Annotated in this window: 10 protein-coding genes; 2 read left to right on the top strand and 8 right to left on the bottom strand. The window is 63.8% G+C overall.

What is annotated here, in order from left to right; translation table 11 throughout:
- Positions 1-67: 67 nt before the first annotated feature.
- Together KF719_RS00315 and mazG are read left to right on the top strand one after the other, a co-directional pair.
- Positions 68-1489 carry an MFS transporter gene (locus KF719_RS00315; RefSeq protein WP_293506119.1) on the top strand — a complete coding sequence of 474 codons (1422 nt, stop codon included), beginning with the start codon at positions 68-70 and terminating at the stop codon, positions 1487-1489.
- 10 nt (positions 1490-1499) lie between these two features.
- The gene (gene mazG, locus KF719_RS00310) at positions 1500-2297 is read left to right on the top strand and encodes a nucleoside triphosphate pyrophosphohydrolase (protein ID WP_293506118.1); all 798 of its coding nucleotides are present in this window, start codon (positions 1500-1502) and stop codon (positions 2295-2297) included.
- A gap of 78 nt (positions 2298-2375) precedes the next feature.
- Here the strand turns inward: mazG and KF719_RS00305 are convergent, their stop codons facing one another.
- From KF719_RS00305 to ntrC, 8 genes are all read right to left on the bottom strand, one after another.
- Entirely contained in the window at positions 2376-3206 is an 831-nt protein-coding gene (locus KF719_RS00305; RefSeq protein WP_293506116.1) for an inositol monophosphatase family protein, read from the bottom strand.
- A gap of 10 nt (positions 3207-3216) precedes the next feature.
- A complete protein-coding gene (gene hflX, locus KF719_RS00300; protein ID WP_293510533.1) occupies positions 3217-4545 on the bottom strand; it encodes a GTPase HflX in 1329 nt (442 codons plus the stop codon).
- A 101-nt stretch (positions 4546-4646) separates the two neighbouring features.
- Complete coding sequence (gene hfq, locus KF719_RS00295) at positions 4647-4895, bottom strand: RNA chaperone Hfq (protein WP_293510532.1); 249 nt, start codon at positions 4893-4895, stop codon at positions 4647-4649.
- Positions 4896-5107: 212 nt separating this feature from the next.
- A complete protein-coding gene (locus KF719_RS00290) occupies positions 5108-5965 on the bottom strand; it encodes a D-amino-acid transaminase (protein WP_293506114.1) in 858 nt (285 codons plus the stop codon).
- 11 nt (positions 5966-5976) lie between these two features.
- Positions 5977-7353 carry a Trk system potassium transporter TrkA gene (trkA, locus tag KF719_RS00285; protein WP_293506112.1) on the bottom strand — a complete coding sequence of 459 codons (1377 nt, stop codon included), beginning with the start codon at positions 7351-7353 and terminating at the stop codon, positions 5977-5979.
- Positions 7354-7378: 25 nt separating this feature from the next.
- Positions 7379-8773 (bottom strand): sigma-54 dependent transcriptional regulator, encoded by a 1395-nt coding sequence (locus KF719_RS00280; RefSeq protein WP_293506110.1) that lies wholly within the window; start codon positions 8771-8773, stop codon positions 7379-7381.
- Positions 8763-11039 carry a PAS domain-containing sensor histidine kinase gene (locus KF719_RS00275; protein ID WP_293506108.1) on the bottom strand — a complete coding sequence of 759 codons (2277 nt, stop codon included), beginning with the start codon at positions 11037-11039 and terminating at the stop codon, positions 8763-8765. Before KF719_RS00275 ends, KF719_RS00280 begins: the two co-directional genes overlap by 11 nt.
- Positions 11040-11242: 203 nt before the next feature.
- Positions 11243-12685 carry a nitrogen regulation protein NR(I) gene (ntrC, locus tag KF719_RS00270; RefSeq protein WP_293506106.1) on the bottom strand — a complete coding sequence of 481 codons (1443 nt, stop codon included), beginning with the start codon at positions 12683-12685 and terminating at the stop codon, positions 11243-11245.
- Between the last annotated feature and the right edge of the window lie 8 nt (positions 12686-12693).

Genomic DNA, 12693 nt, shown 5'->3' with positions numbered 1-12693 from the left:
TAAAAGCCCGAAAAGGGCCTTAGGGTGCGGACGCGGCTGCGAACGGGCGGCGGCGCAAGGGGAGCGAATGCAAGAACAGAAGAAAGTCACGCGGGGCCAGATCGGCGCCTATGCCCTGCCCTCGATTCCGATGGCCGCGCTGGGCCTGCCGATCGTCGTCTACCTGCCGCCCTTTTACGGCCACGAGATGGGCCTCGGACTGACCGTTGCCGGCACGATCTTCATGCTGGCGCGCTTCTGGGATGTGTTCACCGATCCCGTGCTCGGCATGGTGTCGGACCGTTTTCCGAGCCGCTGGGGACGCAGGCGGCACTGGATCGTGCTGTCGACGCCGATCCTGCTCGTTGCCGGCTACATGTTGTTCATGCCCTCGCCGCCCGTTACCTGGGTCTATCTCGCGACATGGATGTTCGTGCTCTATATCGGCTGGACGCTGCTGACGATTTCGCACATGTCGTGGGGCGCCGAACTCTCGGGCGAATACGACGAACGCTCGACCATTCAGGGCGTGCGCGAATTTCTGCTGATCCTCGGCATGTTCGCGGTGCTGGCGCTGCCGGCGATCATCGAGATGGCGGCGGAGGGCGGCGCCGGCGGCCGCGAGAAGGTCGCGGCGATGGGCTGGTTCATTCTCATTCTGCTTCCGATCACCGTCGGGCTCGCGGTCTGGCTCGCGCCTGAATTCAAGAGCGCACCGCAAGCGCAAATTCCGTGGCAGAAGGCCTGGGGCATCATCGCGCGCAACCGGCTGTTGCAGCGGGTGCTGGTGGCGGACCTGCTGGTCAACATCGCGCCGGCGATCACCGGCTCGCTCTATATCTTCTTTGCCATCCATGTGATGGAGCTGCCGCGCCATGCGAGCCTGTTGCTGCTCGTCTATTTCATTTTCGGCTTTGTCGGCATTCCGTTCTGGATCCGCCTCAGCCACATGGCGGGCAAGCACAAGACGCTCGCCATCGCGATGTGCTATGGCGCGGTTGCGCTGCCGCTGGTCATCTTTTTCCCGCGCGGCGAGTTCTGGTGGCTGTTCATCGGCAATTCGCTCTACGGCATTGCCTATGGCGCCGGTTCCTTCCTGTTGCGCTCGATCATGGCCGATGTAATCGACACCGACTATCTGGAGACCGGACAACGGCGCACGGGGCTCTATTATTCGCTGCTGACGATGACCGCCAAGGTCGGTGCGGCGCTTGCCGTCGGCATCACCTATCCAATTCTCGACTATATCGGCTTCATGCCGGGTGGCGGGAATTCGCCCGAGACGCTCAATCAGTTCATGGCGATGTATGTGACGCTGCCGGCGCTGACCATGCTGGCGGCGGCGGCGGTGATGTGGGGCTTCCCGCTCGGCAAGGCGGAACAGACGCAATTGCGCGAACGTATCCGTGCGATAGAAGGCGAGCACAAGCCGCATGACGTCAGCGACGCGGCGGCGGCCGTGGTGCAGGTCGGGTCGGCGGGCGGCATCGTCGACCGCGCCGGCGACTGAGGAGAGCGCCTTGAGCGAACGCGCCATCGACCGGCTTCTCGCGATCATGGCGCGGCTGCGCGACCCCGACGGCGGTTGCCCCTGGGATCTCGAACAGAATTTCGCGTCGATCGCGCCCTACACGATCGAGGAAGCCTATGAGGTCGCCGAGGCGATCGAGCGCGGCGACATGGACGAGTTGAAGGACGAGCTCGGCGACCTGCTGTTGCAGGTGGTGTTCCACGCACAGATGGCGACGGAACAAGGCGCGTTCGGCTTCGAGGATGTGGCGGCGGCGATTTCCGACAAGATGGTACGGCGGCACCCGCATGTGTTCGGCGACGAGACGCAGCGCGATGCCGGCGCCGTCAGGGGCCGGTGGGAGGAGATCAAGGCGGAAGAGCGGGCGGCCAAGGGCGCTGCCGCAACAAGCATTCTCGACGATGTGCCGCTCGCCCTGCCCGCGCTTTCACGCGCCGTCAAACTTCAGAACCGCGCGGCGCGTGTCGGCTTCGACTGGCCGGAAACGCGCATGGTGATCGAGAAGCTCAACGAAGAGATGCTGGAGCTTTCCGAAGAGATCGCCAAGGGCGGCGATGCCGACCGGCTGGAAGACGAGATGGGTGATCTGCTGTTCGTCTATGCCAATCTCGCCCGGCACATGAAGGTCGATCCCGAAGCCGCGCTCCGGCGCGCCAATGCGAAGTTCCGCCGCCGTTTCGGGCGGATCGAGGAAAAACTTGCGGCGCAGGGCAAGCGGCCGGAAGAGTCGACGCTCGAGGAAATGGATGCGCTGTGGGACGAAGCCAAGCGCGAGGAGCGCGGTTAGAGCGACATGTCGCTCTAACCTTTTTTGTTTTGCGCAATTCCGGACGGAAAACCGGATTCCACTTTTCCTGGAATTGCTCTAGAGATGCGCGCGCAACGCACGGATGCTCTCTGCCGTGCTTTGCCAGCTCTCCTCGTCGCGGGCGACGAGATGCGGTCCCTTCAGGGTGCGCGGCGAGTAATCGAGGCCGGTTTCGATGTCGCGAACGACGCCGCCCGCCTCGCGCAGGATCAGCGTTCCCGGCACGTGATCCCAGGGCAGCATCCGGTAGTAGGTGACGAAGTCGTGGCGGCCGCGCGCGACGGAAGTGTAGTCGACGGCCGAGCAGAGCGTCGATTCCCGGCGGCCAATGCCCTCGGCGTGTTTTTCGATGCCGGCGCGCCATTCATCCGGCATGAAGCGGACATAGAAGCTTGCCGATTGATCGGCCGTGGCGGGCGCAGCGCGGCCGGACATCAGGCGGCCGGTTTCACCCCCCGACATCCAGAAGGCGCCGGCGCCGCGTTCGGCAATGGCGAATTCGTCCGCAACCGGAAGATAAATCCAGGCGTGGGTTGTCTCGCCTTTCTCGACCAGCGACACCATGACGCCGAAGGTCTCGCGTCCGGCGACGAAATTGCCGGTGCCGTCGACAGGATCGACGGTCCATAGCGCCTTGTCATCGGAGAGACGGTCCAGCAAGGCAGGGTCGGCGGCGGCGGCCTCCTCGCCCAGCACATGCGAGCCGGCGACAAGCGCCTCAAGGCGCGGCGTCAGCCAGAGCTCGGAGGCGCGGTCGGCGATCGTCACAAGATCGCCTTTCGATTTTTCCTCGATGTCGCTGTCGGCCAGTGCGCGAAAGCGCGGCATTATCTCCCGCGCGGCGACTTCCCGCATCAGTGCGACGACATTGTCGTTAAGGTTTGACATTTTCCGTCCGTTACTCGGCCGCCTCGATTTCGGCGATGGCAGCCGCGCCGAGACGGCGCGCCAGTTCCGGGAAACGCTTTTCGAAACGGCCGGTCATCATCGGTGTCATGCCGATTTCGAGATGGACGATGCCGTCGTCGCGGTCCTCGCGCTTGCGGACATGGGCGTTGGCGTGAAGCCAGGCCATCGCTTCGCCCTCGCCCGCCGGAATGTCGAATGTCACGCTGCGTTCGTCATCGACGATCAGGCTGTCGATCAGCTTCAGCAGTTCATCGACGCCCTGCCCGGTCAGCGCCGAGACGGCGACCGAAAGCGGCGCGCGGGCGGCGGCGTTGAGTGCGGCGGCGCCTTCCTCGTCCAGCAGGTCGATCTTGTTCAATACGTCGACCACATGCTGACCGTTGGCGGTGGCCGACTCTTTCGTCACGCCGAGCGAGGCCAGGACCTGCTCGACGTCTTTTTTCTGGACCGCGGTTTCCTCATGCGCGGCATCGCGGACATGCAGGATCACCTCGGCCTCGAGCACTTCTTCGAGCGTGGCGCGGAAGGCGGCGACGAGATGCGTCGGCAGGTCGGAGATGAAGCCCACCGTGTCCGACAGGATGATCTTGCGGCCGCTCGGCAGCAGCAGCGCACGCATGGTCGGGTCGAGGGTCGCGAAGAGCAGGTTCTCGGCGAAGACGCCGGCCTCGGTCAGCCGGTTGAAGAGTGTCGATTTGCCGGCGTTGGTGTAGCCGACCAAAGCGACAACCGGATAAGGCGCCTCGCGGCGCGTCTTGCGGTGGAGTTCGCGGGTGCGCTTCACCGTTTCGAGCTGGCGCTCGAGCTTGGCGATGCGTTCCTGGATCAGCCGCCGGTCGGCTTCGATCTGGGTTTCGCCGGGGCCGCCGAGAAAGCCGAAGCCGCCGCGCTGACGCTCAAGATGGGTCCAGCTGCGGACGAGGCGGGTTTTCTGGTAGTTGAGATGCGCGAGCTCGACCTGCAACGTGCCTTCGCGTGTGCCGGCGCGCTCGCCGAAAATTTCAAGAATGAGACCGGTGCGGTCGAGCACCTTCAGGTTCCAGGCCTTTTCGAGATTGCGCTGCTGGCCGGGGCCGAGGGGTCCGTCGACGATGACGAGTTCGATGCGGAGTTCGGCAAACTGGCCCTTCAACTCCTCGACCTTGCCTTCGCCGAGGAGCGTGGCCGGCCGCGGATTGGCGAGCGGAACGACAGCGCTGCCCACCACATCGAGGGCGATGGCGGCGGCGAGACCAACCGCTTCTTCCAGCCTGGATTCGGGAGAGCGCGCACCTGCACCCTCGCCTTTCGGGCGGGACTTCAGCCAAGGCACCAGCACAAAGGCCCGCGTCGGTTCTTTCGGCTTGTTGCCGGAACCGCCGCTGCCGCGTTTACGCTCGCTACGGCCGATCTCTATTTCGTCGTTCAATCGATGTCTCTTCAGGCCTCCTCACCGTTCGTTTCGGGCTCGAAAAGCTGAACGGGCTGGGCCGGCATGATGGTGGATATGGCGTGCTTATACACGAGTTGCGAGTGGCCGTCCCGGCGGAGCAACACACAAAAGTTGTCGAACCAGGTGACAACGCCCTGAAGCTTGACGCCGTTCACCAGAAAGATGGTGAGGGTCGTCTTGTTCTTGCGAACATGGTTCAGGAAGGTGTCCTGGAGGTTATGGGTCTTCTCGTTCATGGGTAAACCCCATTTGTCGGTCTGATGGGGCCGGGCCTTCGCCGCGCGGACCGGCTTTTTTGTTTGCACCCGGCCGGAGGACGGCTCGGGGCTGCGGCGCTCACGCATACAGTCGGGCGTTTTCAGTTATGCTGCAAGTGCGAAATTAAACTTCGCACCTGCAATCGGTACGATTTTGGCCCGATTTCCGCCCGTTTGGGCGGTTTCAGGGCTCAGGTCAGACGTCCGACGCGCCCATAGGCTTCGCGCAAGCGAAGCGTCAGCGATCCGGGCTCCGCATTTCCTACGGGTTCGCCATCGATCCGGACCACCGGAATGATAATCGCCGAGGAGGCGCTTATGAAGGCTTCGCGGGCCGATTTCGCCTCTTGCGGCGTGAAAGGCCGCTCGATCACCTCAATGCCTTCGGCTTTCGCCGTTTCCAGCAGCACGCGACGGGTGACGCCATTGAGGATGGCGTGGCTTGCGGGCCGCGTGACAAGACGTCCGTCGCGGTCGACGATCCAGGCGTTGGTCGAGGAGCCTTCGGTGACGAAGCCGTCTGCATCCACCAGCCAGGCCTCATAGGCGCCGGCGTCGCGCGCGGCCTGCTTGGCCAGAATGTTGGGCAACAGCGACACCGACTTGATGTCGCGCCGCGCCCAGCGGAGATCCGGCATAGTGGCGACGGCGACACCTTTGGCGACCGCGGCGGCTATCCGCGCTTCGTTGAGACGCTTTGCGGTGACGACCAGCGCCGGGGGCACGTGCGACGCAGGAAAGGGATGATCGCGCGGGGCGACGCCGCGCGTCACCTGCAGATAGACGAGACCGTTTGAAATGCGGTTCCGCCGGACGACCTCGCGCAGAATGTGGCGGAGCGCGGCGAGGGAGAGCGGCATCGCGATGCGCAGCTCGCCGAGCGAGCGCTCCAGCCGTTCGAGATGCAGCGCCTCGTCCATGAAGCGGCCATTGCGGATGCCGCAGACTTCATAGACACCGTCAGAAAACTGATAGCCGCGATCCTCGATGTGGACCGCGGCCTCGGCATGGCGCAGATAACGGCCATTGACATATGCGATGCGGGACAAACGCGCGACTTTCAGAAAAATTCGATGCTGACGCGGAACATCTGCTCGACCTTTTTCACCTGATCGGAACGGGCGAAAAGGACGACGCGGTCGCCCGCTTCGATTTCGGTGCTGCCGCGCGGGATGATGACCTCGTCGTCGCGAATGACGGCGCCGACCAGAATGCCATCGGGAAGATTGACCTCGCGCAGCGGTTTGCCGACAAGCGGCGAGGTTTCGAGCGCCTCGGCCTCGATGATTTCGGCCGCGCCGTCATGGACCGATTGCAGCCCGCGAATACGGCCGCGGCGCACATGCTGCAACACCGAGGAGACGGTGGTGCCGCGCGGATCGATGAAAGCGTCGATGCCGAGCGAGCGCATCAGCGGCTGGTAGGTGTTGTTGTTGATCAAGGACATGGTGCGCGTGCAGCCCTCGCGCTTGGCGACCACGCAGGACAGGATGTTGGCCTGATCGTTGTTGGTCAAGGTCACCAGAATTTCGGTTTCGCCGATGCCCGCCTCCTGCAGCAGCTCCGGATCGAGGCCGTCGCCGTGCAGCACGATGGTGCGCTTCAGCCTGTCGGCGACATGGATCGCGCGTTCGCGGTCGCTCTCGATCACCTTGACGCGGACGCCGGGATGATTTTCCTCGAGTTCGCGAGCGACATAAAGGCCGATATTGCCGGCGCCGACGATGATGACGCGCCGTGCGGTCTTTTCCTCGTGACCGAATATGCCCAGTGTGCGGCGCACGTCGCGCACGTCGGCGGCGAAATAGGCTTCGTCGCCGACCAGCATCTGGTCGTCGCTTTGCGGCACGAACAGCTCGCCGCCGCGCACGATGCCGACGACGCGGGAACGCAGATCGGGAAAGAGATCGGTGAGCTGGCGCAGCGGCGTGTTGACGATGGGGCAGTCTTCCTCCAGCGACACGCCGACAACGCTGACCCTTCCGTCGGCGAAATTCAGGATGTCGAGGGCGCCCGGAACGGCGAGGCGGCGCAGCACCGCCTTGCCGACTTCAAGCTCGGGCGAAATGACGACGTCGATCGGCAGATGATCCTGCGAGAACAGGTCCTGGAAGCCGGGCTGCAAATAGGACTGGGCGCGGATGCGCGCAATCTTGGTCGGCAACTGGAAGAGGGAATGCGCGACCTGGCAGGCGATCATGTTGACTTCGTCGTGGAAAGTGACGGCGATCAACATGTCGGCGGAGGCGGCGCCGGCGCGCTCCAGCACGTCCGGATGGGCGCCGTGGCCGACAATGGCGCGAACGTCGAGCGCATCCGAAATCTGACGGACGAGCTGCGGCGACTGGTCGATGACCGTCACGTCGTTCTGTTCGGCGGCAAGCTGACGCGCGATGCCGAAACCGACCTGACCGGCGCCGCAAACGATGACTTTCATGGGAGTGCCTCGGTTCGCGGGAGGATCATGCGGGAATGTCGAGCCGGTTGGCGGCGGCGACGCCGAGCGATTTCAGCTTGCGGTGCAGCGCCGAACGCTCCATGCCGATGAACGACGCCGTGCGCGAAATGTTGCCGCCGAAACGGCTGATCTGCGCAATCAGATATTCCCGCTCGAAGGTTTCGCGCGCCTCGCGCAAAGGCAAGGCCATGATGTGTTCGCCGCCGGCGCCGTTGACGGTCATTTGCGCCGAAGCGCCGACCTCGGCCGGCAGCATGTCAGCTGTGACGACGGCGTTCGGGTCGCCCGACGTCAGGATCAGCAGGCGTTCGACATTGTTGCGAAGCTGGCGGACGTTTCCCGGCCAGTCATGGGCCTGAAGGGCGGCCAGCGCGTCTTCGGAAATGCGGCGCGGCGGCAAGCCTGTGGCGTTTGAAATCTGGCCCATGAAGTATTCGACCAGCAATGGAATATCCTCGCGCCTTGACGATAGCGGCGGCACGGCGATGGGCACGACATTGAGGCGGTGGAAGAGATCCTCGCGCAACCGGCCCTTCGCGATCTCATCCAGGAGGTCGCGGCTCGACGAGGAGACCACGCGCACATCGACCTTGACCTTCGGGCCGCCGCCGACGCGCTCGAAGGTCTGGTCGACCAGCACGCGCAATATCTTGCTTTGCGTCTCGATCGGCATTTCGGCCACTTCGTCGAGAAACAGCGTGCCGCCATGCGCCTGTTCGAACACGCCGACCTTGCGCGGGCCTGCGGCGCTTTCCTCGGTGCCGAAGAGTTCGACTTCCATGCGCTCCGGCGCCATGGTGGCCGTGTTGATCGCGACAAAGGCGTTTGCCGAACGGCGCGAGCGCGCATGAAGGAGGCGGGCCACAACCTCCTTGCCCGAGCCCGACGGGCCCGTGATCAGCACGCGGCTTCCGGTCGGCGCCACCTTGTCGATGGTCTGACGCACTTGCGCCATGGCCGGCGAGAATCCGATCAGCGTCGTGTCGTCGCCGGCGCGGGCGCGCAGCTCGCTGTTTTCGCGGCGCAGACGGAAGGCTTCCAGCGCGCGGCGGACGATCAGGATCAGGCGGTCGGCCTTGAACGGCTTTTCGATGAAGTCGTAGGCGCCCTTCTTGATTGCGGACACCGCCGTTTCGATGTTGCCGTGACCGCTGATGATGATCACCGGCAGATCGGGATGACGCTCGCGGATGATGTCGAGGAGTTCGAGCCCGTCGAGCTTGCTGCCTTGCAGCCAGATGTCGAGAATGACCAGCCCGGGGCGACGCGCCTCGATGGCGGCCAGCGCACGGTCGCTGTCGGCGGCGCTGCGTGTGTCGTAGCCCTCGTCGCTCAAAATTCCCGCGACCAGATCGCGGATGTCGCCTTCGTCGTCGACAATCAGAATATCAGACGCCATTTACAGCCTCTTTCGCTTCACTCTGGGCGGCGACGCGGCGCGGAAACACCAGACGTATGCGCGCTCCCGTATCCCAATCCTCGTCACGCGGCGCGTCCTCGAGGATCAACTGCCCGCCATGTTCTTCCATGACCTTGTTGACGATTGCCAGGCCGAGCCCCGTACCCTTGGCGCGGGTCGTCATATAGGGCTCGGTGAGGCGTGTCCGGTCGGTCTCGGGCAAGCCGCAGCCTGTGTCGGTGGCCGCTATCTCCACCTTGTCGTCGTCCGCGGTCAACCGAATGTGAATGCGGCCGATCTTTGCACCGCCTGTCGCCGCCGATCCGCTGCCATGCTCGTCGTCGTTGCCGCGAATAGCCTCGGCCGCATTTTTCAGGACATTGGTCAGCGCCTGGCTGACCAGCCGCCCGTCGCATTCGGCGACGACCGCTTCGTCCGGCATGTCGAGACGATATTCGATGTCCGGATGGCCGACGCGCTGAAGAAAAACCGACTGACGCAGAATCTCGCCGAGATCGACAGGCTTCATTGCCGCCACCGGCATGCGCGCAAATGACGAGAACTCATCGACCATACGCCCGATGTCGTTAACCTGGCGGATGATGGTCGCCGTGCATTGCTCGAAAACCTCGGGATCCGATTTTACTTCCTTGCCGTATTTGCGGCGCAGCCGTTCGGCCGAAAGCTGGATCGGCGTCAGCGGGTTCTTGATTTCGTGGGCGATGCGGCGAGCCACATCGGCCCAGGCCGACGTGCGCTGCGCCCGCACGAGCTCGGTGATGTCGTCGAAGGTCAGAACGAAACCGCCCTGTCCGGCATCCGTTACTTCGCGGGTGATACGCAAATTCAACGTCCGATCCTGTCCATCGCGGTGGATCGTGACTTGCGCCTGCGCGCGACGCTCGGGATGCGCGCGCGCATCTGAAATGACGGCTGCCATTTCGGGAACCGTCGTCATGATGTCGCGGCCGATCATGCCGGATTCCGGCCGGTCGAAGAATTTCAGTGCGGCGCGGTTTGCATGGCCGATGCGGCCCTCATTGTCGAGACCCAGCACACCGGCGCTCACGCCGGAAAGCACCGCTTCGGTGAATTGCCGCCGTTCGTCGAGCTGGTGGTTGGCGGCGACCAGATCGTTGCGCTGACTTTCAAGCTGGCTCGTCATCCGGTTGAACGCGCCGGTCAACATATCGAGCTCGTCGCCCGTTTGACCGACATACACGCGCGCGCGCAAGTCGCCCGCGCTGACGCGTTCGGCGGCTCGCACAAGCTCGGAAATCGGATCGACGATCCGGTTTGCCGCCCAGAGGCCAAGCCATATCGCCGCCAGCAGCATGATCAGCGCGAATATCACGTAGATCAGCGCGAACGTAACCTGGAACTGGATGCGGCGGCTTTCCAGGCTTTCATATTCGTCGACGGCGGCGCGCGTTTCGGCGAGATGTTCCAGCACGCGCGCGTCGACCAGACGCGCAACATAGAGATAGGTATCGTCAAGTGCAGGGATCGATACCAGCGCCCGGACCTGGCTGCGATCCTCGACCGTGAAAAGCGCCGCCTCGCCCTTCCCCGCTGCTTCAAATTGTTCGTCCGGCGGCATTCCGAGATCCACGCTCGCGCGGGCCTTGGTCACGATGCGGCCGTCGGATTTGATCAGATAGGCGCCGTTGAGCGCTCGCAAATGCATCTGGTCGGAGACAAGCTGGAAAAAGAGGCCGGGATTCGAGGTCAACAACGGCGAATTTCGATTGATGTCGTTGGCCATGGCGAGCGCGTCGCCGCGCAGCACATGATGGTGTTCGTTGAGATAGGCTTCGGCGACCGTTTCCGCGTTGGAAATGATGATCTGAACGCGTTCGCTGAACCAGGTATCGAGACCGCGGTTCAATGTCATTGCCGCGAATGCGGCCACGATGATCGCCGGCATCACCGCGACGATGGCAAACATGGTGACAAGACGCGCATGAAGCTTGGCGCCCGTCGTGCCGCTGACACGCGCCATGATCAGGCGAATGACGCGCCAGGAAATCAGCCCGAACAGCACCAGGACGATGGTGAGGTTGGCCAACAGGAGCGAGATCAGAACGGTGCGCGTCGGCGCAAAGGGCGTCAGGCCCGTCAGCAGCATGTAGGTGAATGAGCCGAGCAGAACAGCCGCAACGACCAGACCCACGGATACGCCGGCCGAAAAGCCCCGACGGCCTATCAGCTGCCAAAATCGGCCTTCCCACCCTGCCGACCTGTCGATCCGGTCCGTCGTCGCCATGTTGCTTCCCGCGCGGGGTTCAGCGCGAGGCCGACGGGCCTCGCGCGGCATCGCACCGGTAGCGGACTTGCGCCGCGTTGCATCCGGATATGTGCCAATTCCGCCACGCTCCCTTGCGGCAGGGCGACATTCTGTATCGGCAAGCGATACCGTTCAACAACAATGTTGCTGGATTGTGACACTTCGATATCGGGCCGCCTCGGCTATTTCAGCCCTCGAATGACCTGGATATCGAGCTCGCGAATCTTCTTGCGGAGCGTATTACGGTTAATACCAAGGAGATGTGCGGCCTTTATCTGGTTACCGCGTGTCACCGCCAGGCTCATGCCCAGCAGGGGACGCTCAACCTCCTGCAGCAATCGGTCATAGAGGCCGGGCGGCGGAAGGGCGTCGCCATGCGCGGCAAAAATGCGGCCAAGCGTGCGCTCGACAGCCGCGCCGAGCGGCTCGTCGGCGGCCGGTTGCTCGGCGGATTTGCCGAAGTCCGGTTCGGCCAGTTCGTTTTCGAGGATCGACGCCCCGATGATTTCCTCGGTGTAGAGCGCGGCCAGGCGGCGAACCAGATTTTCCAGTTCGCGCACATTGCCCGGCCAGCGGTAACGCTTCAGCAGCTCCATGCCGGCTGCGTCGATTGTCTTGGGCGGCAATCCCTCGTCTTCGGCCTGACCGAGAAAATGGCGAATGAGATCGGGAATATCTTCCGAGCGCTCGCGCAGCGGCGGCAGCCGGATCGGCACGACATTGAGCCGGAAGAACAGATCTTCGCGGAAGAGCCCCTGATTGATGAGCTGGCGCAGGTCGCGATTGGTGGCGGCGACGATGCGGACATCGGTTTTGATCGGCGTGCGCCCGCCCACGGTCGTGTATTCGCCCTGCTGCAACACGCGCAACAGGCGGGTCTGCGCTTCCATCGGCATGTCGCCGATTTCATCCAGAAAGAGCGTGCCGCCCTCGGCCTGCTCGAAGCGCCCGGTGGCGCGCTGGCTGGCGCCGGTGAAGGCGCCCTTTTCGTGGCCGAAGAGTTCGCTTTCGATCAGTTCGCGCGGAATGGCGGCCATGTTGACGGCAACGAAGGGACCGTTGCGGCGGCGGCCGTAGTCGTGCAGCGCGCGGGCGACGAGTTCCTTGCCGGTGCCGCTTTCGCCGGAGATCATCACCGTGAGGTCGGTCTGCATCAGGCGCGCCAGCACGCGGTAGATGTCCTGCATGGCGGGCGAGCGACCGATCAACGGTATCTTTTCGTCTTCCTCCGGCTGCTGGCGGGCAACGGCCGGCTCGCGCGGCGCGGTCATCGCGCGATCGACGACGCGGATCAGTTCGTTCAGATCGAAGGGCTTGGGGAGATATTCGTAGGCGCCGCGTTCGGCCGCGGTGATCGCGGTCTTCAGCGTGTTTTGCGCGCTCATCACCACGATGGGTATGTCGGGCCGGACGCGCTTGATGCGCGGGATCAGGTCGAAGGCGTTTTCGTCGGGCATCACCACATCGGTGATGATGAGGTCGCCCTCGCCCTGGCTGACCCAGCGCCAAAGTGTCGCCGCGTTGCCGGTGGAGCGGACGTCGTAGCCGACGCGTCCGAGCGCCTGATTGAGAACGGTGCGGATTGCCGCATCGTCGTCGGCGAGGAGAATGGTTCCGCTTGGCATCTCTGTTC

Source organism: Parvibaculum sp. (genome assembly GCF_019635935.1).
Taxonomy (GTDB): domain Bacteria; phylum Pseudomonadota; class Alphaproteobacteria; order Parvibaculales; family Parvibaculaceae; genus Parvibaculum.
The sequence above is the reverse complement of the archived record's forward strand: the minus strand, read 5'-3'. Positions and strand labels throughout refer to the sequence as shown.

What these genes read in the sequence shown, in the direction of transcription:
- KF719_RS00280 (WP_293506110.1), bottom strand. Translation starts at nt 8,773, where the DNA reads ATGGCGTCTGATATTCTGATTGTCGACGACGAAGGCGACATCCGCGAT.
- hfq (WP_293510532.1), bottom strand. Translation starts at nt 4,895, where the DNA reads ATGAACGAGAAGACCCATAACCTCCAGGACACCTTCCTGAACCATGTT.
- KF719_RS00275 (WP_293506108.1), bottom strand. Translation starts at nt 11,039, where the DNA reads ATGGCGACGACGGACCGGATCGACAGGTCGGCAGGGTGGGAAGGCCGA.
- KF719_RS00305 (WP_293506116.1), bottom strand. Translation starts at nt 3,206, where the DNA reads ATGTCAAACCTTAACGACAATGTCGTCGCACTGATGCGGGAAGTCGCC.
- ntrC (WP_293506106.1), bottom strand. Translation starts at nt 12,685, where the DNA reads ATGCCAAGCGGAACCATTCTCCTCGCCGACGACGATGCGGCAATCCGC.
- trkA (WP_293506112.1), bottom strand. Translation starts at nt 7,353, where the DNA reads ATGAAAGTCATCGTTTGCGGCGCCGGTCAGGTCGGTTTCGGCATCGCG.
- KF719_RS00315 (WP_293506119.1), top strand. Translation starts at nt 68, where the DNA reads ATGCAAGAACAGAAGAAAGTCACGCGGGGCCAGATCGGCGCCTATGCC.